Source organism: Planctobacterium sp. R6 (assembly GCF_055755215.1).
Genome location: NZ_JBVTQY010000002.1, coordinates 224990 through 240593, shown reverse-complemented (window position 1 = coordinate 240593; position 15604 = coordinate 224990). Strand labels below are relative to the sequence as shown.

Here is a 15604-nt window from a genome sequence, read left to right as displayed (position 1 = left end):
TCGAGTCAAAACCCCACCTGAAAAAACGAAATCGCAGTTCATCCCAACCAAAGCGATGCGAAAGAACTTACGAAAAACATCGCGATCGCAGCCTTCGGCTGCTTAAAAAAAGAAACCCCCGCTAAAAAGCGGGGGTTTATCATCAATCTGAAGCCTCCGAAGAGGCTTTTAAATTTAGATTAATCAACACAGCGGTTAATCAAAGATCAGCGGGTTTAGACCCTTCCACTCTGCTTTTAAGCTTCTGACCAGGTCTGAATGTGACCACGCGACGGGCTTTGATGGGTATATCTTCTCCTGTCTTAGGATTTCTGCCGGGACGTTCATTTTTTTCCCGTAAATCAAAATTCCCAAACCCGGATAGTTTTACCTGTTCACCCGCTTCCAGGGCTTCACGCATTTCTTCAAAGAAATGTTCCACCAGATCTTTGGCGTCTCGTTTATTAAGACCCAATTTTTCAAACAGGTGTTCTGCCATATCTGCTTTGGTCAGAGCCATAGGTTATTCCCTCAAAGATGCATTAAATTCTTCAGTGAGTTTTTCTACTACACCATTAACAATACTTTGGATTTCACTTTCTTCAAGCGTTCGCTCAACATCTTGTAGTGTCAGGGACAAAGCAAGGCTCTTTTTACCCTTTCCAATATTGTCACCACGGTACACGTCAAATAAGTTTAGGCCAACCAGTAGATTTGTGCCAAATTTTTCAATGACTTGCAAGACTTCTGATGCATTTATTGCTTCATCAACGATAATTGCTATATCTCTGCGGTTAGCAGGGAAACGTGACAAGGGTTTCGCTTTAGGCAACTTTGCTTCATTTAAGTGCGTTAACAGCAGTTCAAATACATAAGTCCGGCCATTTAACGCCAATGGTTTTTCAAACTTAGGATGCACAGCGCCGACATAGCCCACCAACTGTTCACCGAGGTAAATCGCTGCCGTTTGTCCTGGGTGCATAGCGCTATGCTCGGCCTTTTTAAACTGGTATTCAGCAGCATTACCGGTGAGTGAAAGTAATCGCTCAACGTCACCCTTAATATCAAAAAAGTCTACTTTCTGGCTGTTTTCATTCCAGTATTCCGGGGCCTTATCACCGGCGATAACACCGGCAATCATCTCTTCCTGACGAACCCCTACCTTAAAAGCAGTATCAGGAACAAAGCGCAAGCCGGTTTCAAACAAACGAATCCGACTTTGTTGGCGATTCTGATTATAGCTTACGGATTTCAACAGGCCGGGTAGCAAACTTAAACGCATCGCCGACATATCCGCCGAAATTGGATGTGGTAATATTAAACTCTCAGCATCCGCAAACAACAATCCTTGTGCTTTAGGATCAACGAATGAGTAGGTAATTGCTTCCTGATAATCATTGGCCACCAACACATCTTTAAACACATTGATGTTCAGTGCACTTTCCCGATGCTCCGGCATCGCCAGCGACGCCACAGGTGCCACATTGGGGATATTGTTATAACCATAAATGCGGGCCACTTCTTCGATCAAATCTTCTTCGATTGCGATATCAAAGCGATAGGCAGGCACCAGACACTGCCATGCACTGTCATCAAAAGAAGTATCAAACCCAGAGCGCTGTAACAACTCGGTTACCTGAGCGGCAGGAATTTCAATTCCCAGAACACGTGCCAAACGCGATTGACGCAAGCAAACTTTTTTAGCGGCAGGAATATGGCTATCTGAAACAGCTTCCACCACAGGGCCGGCTTCGCCACCCACAATATCTAACAGGAGTTGCGTAGCTCGTTCCATAGCAGTTTTTTGCAACTGAGGATCAACACCACGCTCATAGCGGTGTGATGCATCTGTGTGTAGTCCGTATTGGCGGGCTTTGCCGGCAATGGCTAAAGGTGCAAAAAACGCACTTTCCAGGAAGATATCCACTGAACCGTCAGAAACCCCTGAGTCCAGTCCACCAAAGATACCCGCCATCGCCAACGGCTTGTGTTCATCGGCGATCACTAAGGTATTACTTTGCAGTTTTACCTCATTGCCATCCAACAAAGTTAACGATTCGTCTTGTTGAGCAAAGCGAACTTTGATGCCACCCTCTATTTTGGCCAGATCAAATGCGTGCATTGGGTGTCCAAGCTCCAGCAACACATAGTTGGTCACGTCGACCACAGGGTCGATAGCACGAACGCCGCTGCGACGTAACCTTTCGGTTAACCAGGTCGGAGATTTCGCCTCCAGATTAATGCCTTTGATTACCCGTCCTAAATAACGAGGGCAGGCTTCGGGCGCTTCCAGAGTGATACTGCGACTTTCGTCAATGCCAGGAGCAACCGGTGGAGCCTGAACTTCAGTAACATCGGCGTTGTTTAACACACCGACTTCTCTGGCCAGACCGCGAATACCTAAACAGTCCGAGCGGTTAGGCGTCAAATCTACTTCGATAGAAACATCATCCAGGTTCAGATATTCACGGATATCCTGGCCAACCGGTGCATCTGACGGCAGTTCAATTATACCGTCGTGATCGTCAGAGATTTGTAACTCAGAAAAGGAGCACAACATACCAAATGAAGGTTGCCCCCTTAACTTCGCTTTTTTAATTTTAAAATTGCCCGGTAGTACCGCACCCACAGTCGCCACCGCGACTTTTAGACCCTGACGGCAGTTTGGTGCACCACAAACGATATCCAGTAACTCGTCACCGCCGACATTTACTTTGGTAACTCGCAACTTGTCAGCATCAGGATGTTGACCACACTCAACGACTTCACCGACAACTACGCCACTGAACTCGCCAGCTACAGCATCAACACTGTCCACTTCCAGACCGGCCATGGTGATTTGTACCACCAATTCATCTGTTGAAATTGCTGGATTAACCCAGTCTCTTAACCATTTTTCACTGAATTTCATGCTGTTACTTATTACTTAAATTGTTTCAGGAAGCGCAAGTCGTTCTCAAAAAACGCGCGTAAATCGGTTACGCCATAGCGCAACATTGTCAGTCGCTCAACGCCCATACCAAATGCGAAGCCGGTGTATTCTTCAGGGTCGATATTGACCGCCTTCAATACGTTAGGGTGTACCATTCCACACCCCAGCACTTCCAACCATTTGCCATTTTCACCCATCACATCCACTTCCGCGGATGGTTCAGTAAAAGGGAAATAGGACGGGCGAAAACGTACCTGTAAATCCTGTTCAAAGAAGTTACGTAGAAAATCGTGCAAAATACCTTTCAGTTCAGCAAAATTGACATTCTTATCAACCATCAGACCTTCTACCTGATGGAACATCGGTGTGTGTGTCTGATCATAGTCATTTCGGTACACGCGGCCCGGCGAAATAATACGCAGTGGCGGCTGCTCAGTTTCCATAGTCCGGATCTGAACGCCAGATGTTTGCGTACGCAACATTACGTCGGGGTTAAAATAAAAAGTATCGTGATCTGCTCTGGCCGGATGATGTGCCGGAATGTTGAGTGCATCAAAATTGTGAAAGCCGTCTTCCACTTCTGGCCCGGATTTAACCTCGAACCCTAAATCACCGAAAAATCGTTCTATGCGGTTAATTGTTCGGGAAACCGGATGTAACCCGCCTACGTCGGTTTTATTACCGGGCAATGTGACATCAATCGATTCGCTTGCCAGTTTGGCATTTAGTTCTGCTTCTTTCAGTGCTTCACCGCGCGCATGGATAGCCTGCTGCACTTGCTGCTTGGCTTCATTAATGCGTTGTCCCATCAGGGGGCGCTCTTCCGGAGCAACCTGCCCCAGACCTTTTAATAATGCGGTTAATTCGCCCTTTTTGCCCATGTAACCAACACGGATTTCGTCTAGTGCATTCACACTATCGCAAGACGCAATCTCTGACTGCGCCTTATTCACTATGGCTTCGAGATCCATAAACTCCCCGAATGCTTAAAATTTAAGGAAAATGATGAAGGCGGAATTCTACACGAAACCCGTGGAAATGGGCTAGTACAATGCCCTATTTTTCATACAATACAGTAATTTATTGCTCGTTTTCGGCGATATTTTGCAAATTTGGGACTGATTGCCCCAATCAACGTGAAGGTATAGTAAATTTGTCGTATGTCTTGGGTTAATACTGGTATCCATTTTAAGGTTATGACACATTGCTATCACAGATCAGGTTGATGACCTATAATTACAGCTTCCTGCTGTATTTTTGAACGGTTAACGATTCAAGATTAGCAAACCGGTTAAAATATTTATCATGGTCCGCTAATATTGCACAAAATCAAACAATTAGATGACATATGGATATTTTTGTAGCCCGCCAGGCGGTGCTTAACAACAACAAGCAAACAGTAGCTTACGAGTTATTGTTCCGGGAAGGTAGTGATAACGCCTACCCGGCCGGTGTTGAATCTAAAACGGCAACCTCTCGCCTGATATTAAATCATCACTTAAATAGTGGCTTTGCACACATTACCGGTGGTAGAAAAGCACTCATTAACTTTTGTAGTGAAGGGATCATCGAACAACTCCCCGCCTTAGTTGCCCCGGAAGAGTTGATCATTGAAATACTAGAGGATGCAGAGCCTAGTGATGAGTTGCTGGCGGCCTGCCAGATATTAGCCGAAAAAGGCTACCGGTTGGCGCTGGATGACTTTAGCTATAACCCGGCCTGGGATCGGTTTTTGCCGTATATCCGTCTTATCAAATTTGATTTACAAACCCTGAACTATGAACAAATACAGGCTCAGTTAAGCATTCTGAAAAAACATAAAAAACTCAAATTCCTGGCTGAAAAAGTGGAGACACAACAGGAATTTGAGCAATGCAAAACTTTGGGGTTTGAGTTTTTTCAAGGCTACTTTTTCTGCCAACCTGAAATGATGAGTGGTAAAGATGTCAGTGCCAACTACAACATTGTGGTGGCGATACTGTCAGAAGTGCTGCGACCACAGTTTAGTTTTGACCGATTAACCGCCCATTTTGAGCTGGATGTTTCACTGACTTACAAACTGCTGAAATTTATCAATTCCAGTCTGTTTCAGTTACAGGAGCAGGTAGGTTCTATCAAACAGGCGTTAATTTATCTTGGCGAAGAAGAAGCCCGCAAATTTATTGCTTTGATCGCCACCGCACACATTGCTCAGGAAAAACCTGCCGAACTGGTGAGGATGTCCGTTGTACGGGCGAGAATGTGCGAAATTATCACTGGTCGCACCAAAGCGGGAGATACTGACTCAGGCTTTCTGCTGGGATTGTTTTCACTCATCGATGTTATCCTGAACAAATCCATGGAAGACATCGTCTTATCTCTGCCACTGATGGATGAAATAAAAGAAGCGCTGCTGGGCTATAAAAATAGCTTGTTCCATATCATGCAGCTGATTAAGGCTTATGAAAGCGGCAGTTGGTATAACACTCAGCGCTTTGCCAACGTAGTACAAATAGAAGAAAAAGCCCTGCCTGGCATTTACCAGGAAGCGTTAGAATGGTCTGCAAGCTACGAAACAGCTACCGTCTCCTGACCTCAATATTGAGGGCTACGTGAGCGACGTAATGGCCAACAAAGTAACAGGAACATGCACAAGAACCCCCACCAGTAATGCAGTTCAACGGCATACAGGGTGAGTAGTTCAATGATGATAATACAGCCAGGCATCAGATACACAACGCCTGGCGTTTTACCCTGTAACCGCCAGCTGAGTAACAACAGACTCAAACTGGCTATTGGGTGCAGCCCCGGCAACAACCACACAGCAGGAGTATTGCCCAAATACACGGCAACATTCACGGCCACAAGTGTCAAACCTGCAAGCCAGCATAGCTGAGTCCGTCTTCGATCTTTATGAACGTCAACAAACAAGGTCCAGCGGCGGTTTGAAGCAGTTGCAGCACGAAAGTCTGTTACCAGATTAAGCCCCATTTGCAGCAGCAGGGCGACGGCAAAATAGGATGCAAACAGATTAATCTGATGATAAAAAAGCCAGTAGTACAACAGGCAAGTAAGGTAACAGCCTTGATTGTACGCCAGCGCGACCCATAAGGTTTTCTTCCCCAACCAATGATATACGCAGCAAAGAAGAAACAAGGTAATTAATACCAGGGCCAACCACCACCAGTTTGCTGTGTACTCGGCATACAACAGCAACCAGGTTTGCTTAGAGAATAAAACAAAGTCCTGTACTGAATAAGTCCACCACACATCCATATTAGATAGCTCTGAAGGCGTCTTTGATGGCCCGCTGAGTTTTCAGATCAGGCAATTCGCCATACATTGCCTGCATGTTCTCCTGCATATGAGCCACCTGACTGGTGGCAGGGATCGCTACCGTGACACCAGGTGTGGCCAGCACATATTTTAATAACAGTTGTGGCCAGGTAGAGCAGCCCAGCTCACCTGCCCAGCCGGGCACAGGTGCCTGTTTCGCATGAGTGGCTAACCGGCCTCCCTGAAATGGTCGATTGCAAATAACCGCTACCCCCTTTTCCCGGGCGAGAGGGATGAGCGTCTGCAACGCTTCGGTATCAATCAGGTTGTAGGTCAACTGAACAAAATCCACAGGATGACTCTTGAGTATCATTTCCACTTCTTTATGTCGCCGTCCATGAGACGTAGTGATGCCCAGGTATCGGATGATCCCCTGCTGCTTAAGTTCCTGAAGCCAGGGTAAGTGATGTTGCCAACCGACTAAATTATGAACCTGTAACAAATCAAATCGGAATTGCTGCCAAAAGGCCAGTGAGTCACTCAATTGTTCCCGGGCTTCGTTTTGTGAACTGGTCCAGGTTTTAGTGGCCGCAAACGGTTTGAACCCGGGGTTTTTAGCCAAGGTGTATCCCAGCACCTGTTCTGCTGAACCATACATAGGCGACGAGTCAATAAACGTTCCCCCGGCGCTAAAAAAAGCCCCTAACACCTCAGCACGGGCGTCGCGAAGTTGCGGATTATTTCCCACATTAAAGGTTATCCAGGTGCCCATTCCTAACATGGGCACACGTTCACCGGAACTGGGTATTAATCCGGTATGGAGCTTTGGCTGACGCGCGGCGTTTATGGTTGCAGGCGTCAATAGGCTGGCAGCCCAAAGTGCCCCGCAACCCGATAGAAACTGTCGCCGGTTAGTGTATTTCCAGTTTTCCATTGCTGCTTCCAGCTAAGTATTTATACCAATCGCAACAGTCCAATTACAGCTGTCCAAGGGGAGCGTATTGCATCAGCTAATCCGTTAATGCAACATTGCATTGAGCTGATCAATAACTTCGCACCATTGTGCATCTTCTTCTAGTTCAGCTTTAATAAACGCCCGTTGAGAATCAGTCCAGAAGTCGGCCTGTTCTATATGGACATCATCAGGCAAGCCTTTATTTTGATAAATAAAGTAGTCCATGCCTTCATCGCTGGCATCCAGACCCAGCTGACAAAACAAGTCTTTTAACGTAGGTGTCGTACCAATCATAATCTCAACCTCCGATTTCAAACAAATTGACACTGTTCAGCGTTGCCACTAAACCCTGTGTAAGCAGAGCGCGCTATTTATTACTGTACATTTTTTAAACTCAGAAAAAAACGCCCTGACTTTGATTTTGACACTACACAAATTAACGGAGCCTTAGAAATATCCAATCGTCACTGTGCAGTTTACAAACGGAATATGCCCATTAATAAAATTAAGGTATGAGTATAGTGTAGTATTGGAAAAAAATTTTGCGACGCAGCGCAAACAGACAAAATTAAATCAGGAACCGTCCATGCCCTTTTATACTGTAACAAAAGCCGTTGCTGCATTAACATTTACCTGCCTTTCCTGTTTCAGCGTAGCTCAGGAATTCATAAAAATACCCGATGAAAGATTGTTAATTCTGAAAACCGATGTCGGTGATGTGTACATCGAGTTAGCGCCTCATATTGCACCTCAACACGTGTCCCGCTTCCTGGCACTGCACAGCATGCAGGCATACGACAATACTGCGTTTTACCGTGTCATTGATGGTTTTGTCGCCCAGGCAGGGCCTGGAGGTAAAGGTAAACAGCCCTATCCACCTTTAAAAATGGAAGCGATTCACCCTACCAAAGAGCTGGAATTTAGCCTGGTTCAGGAAAGGGATTTATTTGCGGCCTATACCGCATTCAGCCGGGGTTTTGCGATTGCGCTGAACGCCAAAAAAACGGAATACTGGTTAACTCACTGTCCAGGTGTTGTCGCAATGGCTCGTGACAATGACCCTGACTCAGCCGTCAGTGACTTTTACATTACTATTGGTCAGGCTCCGCGATACCTGGACAAAATAATGACAATCTTTGGCCGGGTTGTATATGGCATGGAAGTAGTGCAGCGCGTCCAACGCGGTGTAGTCGGCGAAGACGGCTTAATGGCAAACAGTCACAAGCCCACTCAAATCCACTCCACGATTCTGGTAAGTGAGTTACCTGTTGAAAAACGACCGGTAATCCGGGTGGAAAATACCCACGGTAACTTATTTGATGTCAAACTGGCAGAGCGCAGACACCGCAGCCATCCTTTCTTTTTCGAAAAGCCGCCTGCGGTGCTGGATGTTTGTCAGGTACCTCTCGCCACACAGTTTGAGGCCCCGGCTCAACCTTAGTCGCGATTTCGCCCGTATTTGTCATGGCTGGTAACCCAGTCACCGGCGATCACAGCGCATCCCAGTGAAATATCACCAGCCAGCACTGTCGCGGCAACTATCTCAGCAAACTTATTCGCCTTGCCTTTGCCGTAACAACCCAACAGATTGAGACATTCCTTTTGGGTTGGCAACCCTGTCCCACCGCCATAAGTAGCACAAATCAAAGAAGGTAAAGTAACTGCAAGGTATAAATCCCCATTGTCCAATAACTCATGAGACAAAATGCCGGCATGAGACTCAACCACATTGGCTTCATCCTGCCCTGTGGCAATAAACAGAGACGCGATCCCATTGGCTGAGTGTGGACCATTGTAGGCCGCGCCGGCCATCATGGCTCCGGTATTCGCCATGACACAAGCACGTGCCATAGCCACAGTATCGGTGTGCATATAACGCATCAGGATGTCACGATTAATAATCACTTCAGCGATAACTCGCTTACCCCGCGAGCCCAACATATTCAGATGGGAGTGTTTCTTGTCAGTATCCATATTTCCGGACAGCAAATAGCGTGTCGGCGTTTGGTAATTAGCAATTATCCACTCACAGGCGGCCAGTGTTGCCTTTCCAACCATGTTCTGACCCGCTGCATCGCCCGTCGTATAGTTAAACCGCAAATAGCGCATTTTTGCCACTGACCATTGCTGAATATTCACCAGTTTTCCAATGCTGGTGGTGGATTCCGCCACTTCTTTGATGTTGTCAAAGTTTTGTTTGACCCAGTCTCCAAATGCCCGTGCTTCCTGAGCATCATTAAAAATGAATGCCGGTGCGCGCTGCATATACTGCTCTACAACAGTCGTTTTACAGCCACCTGACTCGCTGATAACCCGCATACCACGGCTATAACTGGCTACCAGCGTGCCTTCGGTTGTAGCCAGAGGCACGTAAAAATCGCCCTGTGCGTGTTCTCCATTGATGGTAATTGGGCCCGCGACACCAACCGGCATTTGTACGACACCGATAAAGTTCTCAATATTTCCGGGCAGACAGCCAGGGTCGATACTAAACTGGCCTGTGTGTTCCAGTGCTTCACCAGTTTTTGCGGTTAAAAAGTCGCGTCTGGTTTTCGCCATTTCGTGTGTGTAATTGGTTTTCCCATTTCTGGGAATGCGATCTGCTATTTTCATAATGATGTGCCCCGGCAACTTTTTTGTGTGTGCTTATTCAATGTATAACATTCGCCATTGCAACAGGATGACATTTTAACCGAATAACCGCTGATCAGAGCTGTAGAAGTCGGATCACCTCCACTATTAGCCGCCAAATGTAACAAAATTGTTAATTCAAAATAATATAACCAGAACCGGTCAGTTTAATTACCCTTATATTGATTTCCCATAAGAGCAGTAAATCCCTTGCGAGATTATTTTTTAATCACTATAACCTGCACTGGTCGGAAGTCATACCAGACCATAAACCAATAATTCGGGTTTGGGGCTTCAGATCTTTTTATAAAAAATCAGGAACAAAAAATGAGAAAAATAACATTTACTATATTGACCCTACTCCTCTACCTCTCGTCCCCGGTTTCCGCTAATACTGGCCTGGCCTTAGTGCATGGAACAGGGAACCCATCGGATGCCTACAACGATTACTGGACCGGCGATTTCGTGAACTCAGTACGTCAGGGGTTGCCCAACCCATCACTGGTATTGGTAATTAACTGTAATTTCGATAAATACATGTGGGATAACGCCGCGGCCGGCTGCCTGGCAGGAGCCCTTAGCCAGTTTATCAGTCAAAACCAGATAACCAATCTGAAGGTAGTAACTCATTCCAATGGCGGCAATGTGATGCGCTGGATATTGAGTAATCCTACCTGGGACAGCCGCTATCCGAATATCATAAACAAGACCAGCCGCGTCATTGCACTGGCTCCTTCCAGTGGCGGTACTCCGTTAGCTGACGCGGTAATGAACGGCAATGTTTTTGAATCTACTCTGGGATGGTTATTAGGCTATAAATCTGACGCCGTAAGACAGCAGCAGGAAAGTTGGATGGTCTATTACAACAGCAACTATTTGTCCGGTACTTCTGGTCGTCCGGCTTTACCAACGATTTTTGAAGCAGTAGTGGGCAGTGATGTTGATTCTGCGATATGGGACGGTGACAGCTATTGCGCAGGTTATCAGAATCAGGTTGCTCTTGAAGTAACACAAAACTGGTTAGACTCCTGCTCAGATGGTTTCCTGAATTGTTCTTCACAACAGGCGGCCGGAACCACCTGGTTTAAAGACAAGCAAAAAACCAAAGGCAGTGAACCTCTGAGTCACCAGCAAAGTCGCCGTGACTGTTTTAACCTGGACAAATTAGTTCGTGACCGTATCTAGGAGCCAAAGATGAAACCTATAAAAAACATTAAAAACAAAACCCTCCTGGTACTGGCACTGGCGCTTAGCAGTCAGGCGATAGCTGCGACACAGCAGTCTTATCAGAGCAGTGAGCCTGCTGCAGTATCTCTCCCGATGCAGGACGATGTTGAGCAACAGCGGGTTACCTACATTTGGGCCACCGTTGATTCGACCAGCAGTCATATTTCACAAAGTCAGCAGGTACAAAGCGACGAATACTGGCAGACAGTGACTGGTGCTGAGCTAAACAAAGGTTTTCCTTTGTATGTAGGGTCTGACGCTTTAGTCAGACTGGCTCCCATGGCCAGTTATCAGTCCGGTGCTCGTCAGATATCTCCGGCTGTAAATATGGATTCAATCAGTCTGTCTGCTTCCGCCGGTTCTCAGCCCACGGTGAGTCTGTTGGCTGACCAAGAAGCCATGCAAACAGCCGGATTTGATGATGGCAGTGTCGCCGTAAAAGTAGCTAATCACTCTGATAAGCCATTAACTATGCGCAGTGAATCACAAATACCTGGTGATGCTGAATACCTGTTGCATGTGAAGGAAAAAAGCAGCACCGGTTTACTCCAGTTTGCGATGCCCTCTCAGCTGGACAGCCAGCAGCAGGCAATTACTATCAATGCTAATCTGGGCGCTAAGGCTATCATTCCAATGACGACCCAGGTCAGCATCATCACACCTGCAGGCGAGCACATTGCAGCACAACTGCAGCACAACAAAGTAACTTTTGATCAACAGTTGTCTGAATACGGCGCCCGTCAGGGTCTCTATCAGGTGCAAATCCATACGCTTGGAAACGTGAATGGTAAGCTGATCAAGCGTTCAGCAAAACTGCCCTTTGCCCTTACCGCTAAAACTGCCGCCATTGAAAAGGTTACGGTTAGCGATAAGCTCTGGGTATCTCTGGATGTGTTGGAGTCAGGTCGTTACAACCTGACTGCGACCTTGCAAGGTATCGATAAAAACGGCAAAGCCCACTCATTGCAAACTGCCGACGTCGCAGAGTATTTTGAGCAGAGCCGAGCCATGGCATTGCCATTTGAGCTTCAGAACTTTTCCCAGTATGACCGCTTTGAGCTGGTGAATGTAAAACTCACCGATCAAAGCCGACTAATGACGTTGCAGGTATTACCGCAACTTAAATAGTCAATGCTGATTAAAAAGGCCGGGCTCATTTCAGAGTCCGGCATTTTTTTGCACCGTAAATCAGCGGCAAGTTAAATCAGCGACTAGTTATTTAAGCCTCTTTTTGAATAATCAGGTGCTGAATCTTTTGCTCACCGATGTAACAGAAAACTTTCAATATTACGCCATACAGTGCGGTTAACAAACATACAGCGATGGCAGGCCCCAGCACTTTGTCCATAACATCCACTTCCATGTTAACCCCAATCGCGACTGCGCCAATAAGCACTCCCATCCCCCCCAGCCACAAACTGCTGTTGCCGAGTATTGTGTAAACGTGTTTGGCGGCTTTTAATTCTGTAATATCCATTATCAGTTCATTATCAAACAATAGCCGCAATGCCGTTTTGCAGGTTTGCGCTGAGCAGATGCCAAAGGTTAATAAGATGGCAGGCGGATAAACCACCAGAATAGACGGTACATCTATAAATATGTCTACTTCACCACTAAACATGATTGCCATGAGCAAAGTAGCCAGAAAGGTCAACAAGCCTAAAATAAACATCAGTAATCCCCTTTTGTTTTGCCATAAATAACGTACGGCCGTTCTGACAGCCTGACGCTGATACCATGCCAAAGCGGTTAAATAATCTTGAGATTGCAGTTTCTGCGAGTATTCTTCTGCCAGGTCTCCGACCACAGGCTCTTTTAATTCCGCCGGCAAACACCAGGTTAAAAAGCGCTCTGTAATCTGTGGCGGTTGAGATACCATTGGTTGATTTTTATACCTCACAATTGCACTCCGCGGCCACGTAAAGTCAGGCCCTGCCACATTTGAGTCAACGCATCTTTACTGCGTTTCAGCGCCTGTTGTCCTTTGGCTGTAACTTTAAAATACTTTTTCGCCCGACCGCCCCGCTCTTTAGTAGGCTCTCCCATACTGGATGTCACCATACCTTTGACTTCTAAACGTTCCAGGGTTGCATACAGCGCTCCAACGGTTACATCTCGATTAAGCTGCTCTGCCAGTAACTCTCGCACGGTTTTGCCATAGGCATCGGAGCCAAGGCGCATCACTGCCAGTAAGATTACCTGTTCAAACTCACCTAAGTATTTTTGCTCACTCATAATGAAAATATCTGCACTATTTACTCTATAATGTAGAGGATATTTGTAAGAGTGCAATATTTATTTTATTTTGTGGAGTAAATTAAATGACGGTCTGCTCAGTATTCCACTTACTGAGACTCTGTGGATGTGGATTGAGTATTGGACCAATGAGGATCGTAATATTGCATTGATAAACCGTAAGAAGCATAGATTTCCTGAAGTTCACCAGTTTCCAGCATCCGTTCAAGGAAATAGTCAACTTTATCTCGCAAATCTTCGGGTTGTATGTTTTTAACTTTTCGGGAGATACCCAGCTGAAAAACCCGTTCTTCACCTATGGGTTTATCTAAGAATCTGACATTGTGAATCTCGCCTCGTTGCTCCAGATACCAGGTAAAAATTCGTTCGTTGACTGCCACGGCTTTTACCCGTTTTAAAAACAGCAGCTCAGGGAGCTTAGCCATTGTATTCACCTGGATTGGCTTAATGTTGCCCAGTGCCACCGCCTCATCAAACTCTACGCCAATCGAATTACCAAAAACCACACCGATATCACCGTGACTGTATAAATCTTCCAGGCGTTCATAGCTAAAAGGTGTGTCGTTGAGTATTGCCAACCGATAGGTAGACTTGTGCAAAGGCTGCGCTCCAAACACCACATGCTTTCGGTAGCGGTCCATTTTAAACAGCACACCCAGATCGATTCGGCCTTTGATGAGGTAATCCGTCGCTCTTTTTTGCGGTAACAGCAGGACTTTAAAGTCACTGTCTATGCGACTCACAACTGCGCGTATGACATCAATATCCGGCCCTTTTGCCTGGTTGTTTTCGATGATGTGGTAAGGGGCAAAGCTAATATCAATCACACCGATTTTAAGCCCTAACGGCTCAGGTGCCTCATCTGCCAACACAAGGGAAATAGGCGCAATAGCAATCAATAAAATGGCGTTAAAAAAGCTTAAAGTGTGGACACGCATGATCAACAGAAAACATCGAAAATTGCTCAGGGAATAACCAAAGTGTTAACGAGAGCAAGGAAAAACTCAAGTCAGGAGAGTTTGCTTAACATTTTATCAGCCCCAAAAAGAAAAACGGGATGCATCCTGCATCCCGTTTCCCATATAAGAACTTAAGCTAAATTTGTTAAAAAATTAAGCTAATGCGCCTTTAGCGGCGTTTACTAATGCTGTGAAAGCTGCTTTATCGTGTACCGCAATATCCGCCAAAATTTTGCGATCGATTTCTACAGAAGCTTTTTTCAGACCATTAATAAAACGGCTGTACGACATACCGTTAGAACGTGCTGCAGCGTTGATACGTGCAATCCACAATTGACGGAATTGACGCTTGCGCTGACGACGGTCACGATAAGCATATTGACCTGCTTTAGTAACCGCCTGGAAGGCTACGCGATATACACGTGAACGCGCACCGTAATAACCTTTTGCAGCTTTTAATACTTTTTTGTGACGAGCACGTGCGATAGTACCGCGTTTTACTCTTGCCATTATTCAGTCTCCTCTCTTACACGTAAGGTAACATGCGTTGGATCAACGCAGTATCTGCATCATGAGCTAGCTTTTTGCCACGCAAGTGACGTTTACGCTTAGAACTCTTCTTAGTCAGAATGTGACGCAGGTGAGACTGTTTGCTTTTAAAGCGGCCTGAAGCGGTTTTTCTAAAACGCTTCGCGGCACCGCGATTAGTTTTAATTTTGGGCATGATTACATACTCCGCATTTTTTAAGGCTAAACACGCTAAAACATTAAAGGCGTGCATAGCAATTGCTACATAGTCGCAAGGCGAACCCTTCGAGCAAGCTCAATGGATTACTTGCAGGCCTTACAACCTCTACTTTTTGGGTGCCAACACCATGATCATCTGGCGACCTTCAACCCTATTGGGGAAAGCCTCACAAGTAGCGATGTCTTCCAAATCGGTTTTAACCCGGTTTAAAAGATCGATACCGATGTCCTGGTGTGCCATTTCACGTCCGCGAAAACGGATTGTTACTTTGGCTTTGTCACCACCTTCTAAAAAGCGACGCAGGTTGCGCAGTTTTACCTGGTAGTCGCCTATATCAGTGCCAGGGCGAAATTTAATCTCCTTGACCTGAATTTGTTTCTGCTTTTTCTTCTGCTCTTTCTGAGCTTTACTTTTCTCGAAGAGGAATTTCCCATAGTCCATAACTTTACAGACAGGTGGCTCAGCATTCGGGCTGATCTCAACCAAATCCATATTAGCTTCAGTGGCCTTATCCAGGGCTTCATTCAGGGATACTATCCCCGCCTGACTTCCGTCAGCTCCAATCAGACGAACTTCATTGGCAGTAATTTCGTTATTAATACGTTCTTTATTACCGCTGTCCGCTCTATTGTTACCTCTTTTAATAGGTTATTCCTCCGAGA

The 15604-nt window shown here is 46.0% G+C and carries 17 protein-coding genes; 4 read left to right on the top strand and 13 right to left on the bottom strand.

Annotated elements, in window-relative coordinates; genetic code table 11:
- Window positions 1–199: 199 nt before the first annotated feature.
- The 3 genes from ihfA to pheS are packed head-to-tail and all read right to left on the bottom strand — an operon-like array spanning window position 200 to window position 3882.
- Window positions 200–499 (bottom strand): integration host factor subunit alpha, encoded by a 300-nt coding sequence (gene ihfA, locus AC0J20_RS02900; protein ID WP_229527639.1) that lies wholly within the window; start codon window positions 497–499, stop codon window positions 200–202.
- Window positions 500–502: 3 nt separating this feature from the next.
- On the bottom strand, window positions 503–2890 hold the full coding sequence (gene pheT, locus AC0J20_RS02895; RefSeq protein ID WP_473020527.1) for a phenylalanine--tRNA ligase subunit beta: 2388 nt from the start codon (window positions 2888–2890) through the stop codon (window positions 503–505).
- 11 nt (window positions 2891–2901) lie between these two features.
- Complete coding sequence (pheS, locus tag AC0J20_RS02890; RefSeq protein ID WP_229527641.1) at window positions 2902–3882, bottom strand: phenylalanine--tRNA ligase subunit alpha; 981 nt, start codon at window positions 3880–3882, stop codon at window positions 2902–2904.
- A 377-nt stretch (window positions 3883–4259) separates the two neighbouring features.
- On the opposite strand from pheS, the gene AC0J20_RS02885 reads away from it, so the two are divergent.
- Window positions 4260–5483: an EAL and HDOD domain-containing protein gene (locus AC0J20_RS02885; protein WP_473020526.1), complete on the top strand. Its 1224-nt coding sequence runs from the start codon at window positions 4260–4262 to the stop codon at window positions 5481–5483.
- Window positions 5484–5485: 2 nt separating this feature from the next.
- Here the strand turns inward: AC0J20_RS02885 and AC0J20_RS02880 are convergent, their stop codons facing one another.
- From AC0J20_RS02880 to AC0J20_RS02870, 3 genes are all read right to left on the bottom strand, one after another.
- Window positions 5486–6166 (bottom strand): hypothetical protein, encoded by a 681-nt coding sequence (locus tag AC0J20_RS02880; RefSeq protein ID WP_473020525.1) that lies wholly within the window; start codon window positions 6164–6166, stop codon window positions 5486–5488.
- A 1-nt stretch (window position 6167) separates the two neighbouring features.
- Window positions 6168–7100: an aldo/keto reductase gene (locus AC0J20_RS02875; RefSeq protein ID WP_473020524.1), complete on the bottom strand. Its 933-nt coding sequence runs from the start codon at window positions 7098–7100 to the stop codon at window positions 6168–6170.
- Between the two features lie 84 nt (window positions 7101–7184).
- Window positions 7185–7415, bottom strand: a complete 231-nt coding sequence (locus AC0J20_RS02870; RefSeq protein WP_473020523.1) for a DUF2789 domain-containing protein — start codon at window positions 7413–7415, stop codon at window positions 7185–7187.
- Between the two features lie 292 nt (window positions 7416–7707).
- Here AC0J20_RS02870 and AC0J20_RS02865 point away from each other — a divergent pair, with 292 nt between their 5' ends.
- Window positions 7708–8562, top strand: coding sequence for a peptidylprolyl isomerase (locus AC0J20_RS02865; protein WP_473020522.1), 855 nt, complete (start codon window positions 7708–7710; stop codon window positions 8560–8562).
- On the opposite strand, the gene AC0J20_RS02860 is transcribed toward AC0J20_RS02865, so the two are convergent.
- On the bottom strand, window positions 8559–9734 hold the full coding sequence (locus AC0J20_RS02860) for a hydroxymethylglutaryl-CoA reductase (protein ID WP_229527647.1): 1176 nt from the start codon (window positions 9732–9734) through the stop codon (window positions 8559–8561). The genes AC0J20_RS02865 and AC0J20_RS02860 overlap by 4 nt on opposite strands.
- Window positions 9735–10079: 345 nt before the next feature.
- Here AC0J20_RS02860 and AC0J20_RS02855 point away from each other — a divergent pair, with 345 nt between their 5' ends.
- Both AC0J20_RS02855 and AC0J20_RS02850 read left to right on the top strand, forming a co-directional pair.
- A complete protein-coding gene (locus AC0J20_RS02855; protein WP_229527648.1) occupies window positions 10080–10937 on the top strand; it encodes a hypothetical protein in 858 nt (285 codons plus the stop codon).
- A 9-nt stretch (window positions 10938–10946) separates the two neighbouring features.
- The gene (locus AC0J20_RS02850; protein WP_473020521.1) at window positions 10947–12107 is read left to right on the top strand and encodes a DUF4785 domain-containing protein; all 1161 of its coding nucleotides are present in this window, start codon (window positions 10947–10949) and stop codon (window positions 12105–12107) included.
- 91 nt (window positions 12108–12198) lie between these two features.
- Here AC0J20_RS02850 and AC0J20_RS02845 read toward each other — a convergent pair whose 3' ends face one another.
- From AC0J20_RS02845 to infC, 6 genes are all read right to left on the bottom strand, one after another.
- Window positions 12199–12879 carry a hypothetical protein gene (locus tag AC0J20_RS02845; RefSeq protein ID WP_473020520.1) on the bottom strand — a complete coding sequence of 227 codons (681 nt, stop codon included), beginning with the start codon at window positions 12877–12879 and terminating at the stop codon, window positions 12199–12201.
- A complete protein-coding gene (locus AC0J20_RS02840; protein WP_229527651.1) occupies window positions 12876–13214 on the bottom strand; it encodes a PadR family transcriptional regulator in 339 nt (112 codons plus the stop codon). Before AC0J20_RS02840 ends, AC0J20_RS02845 begins: the two co-directional genes overlap by 4 nt.
- A gap of 110 nt (window positions 13215–13324) precedes the next feature.
- Window positions 13325–14173 (bottom strand): substrate-binding periplasmic protein, encoded by an 849-nt coding sequence (locus AC0J20_RS02835; protein WP_473020519.1) that lies wholly within the window; start codon window positions 14171–14173, stop codon window positions 13325–13327.
- A 174-nt stretch (window positions 14174–14347) separates the two neighbouring features.
- Window positions 14348–14704 carry a 50S ribosomal protein L20 gene (gene rplT, locus AC0J20_RS02830; RefSeq protein WP_229527658.1) on the bottom strand — a complete coding sequence of 119 codons (357 nt, stop codon included), beginning with the start codon at window positions 14702–14704 and terminating at the stop codon, window positions 14348–14350.
- A 16-nt stretch (window positions 14705–14720) separates the two neighbouring features.
- On the bottom strand, window positions 14721–14918 hold the full coding sequence (rpmI, locus tag AC0J20_RS02825) for a 50S ribosomal protein L35 (protein WP_229527659.1): 198 nt from the start codon (window positions 14916–14918) through the stop codon (window positions 14721–14723).
- 129 nt (window positions 14919–15047) lie between these two features.
- Window positions 15048–15587 carry a translation initiation factor IF-3 gene (gene infC / locus AC0J20_RS02820; RefSeq protein ID WP_229528035.1) on the bottom strand — a complete coding sequence of 180 codons (540 nt, stop codon included), beginning with the start codon at window positions 15585–15587 and terminating at the stop codon, window positions 15048–15050.
- Between the last annotated feature and the right edge of the window lie 17 nt (window positions 15588–15604).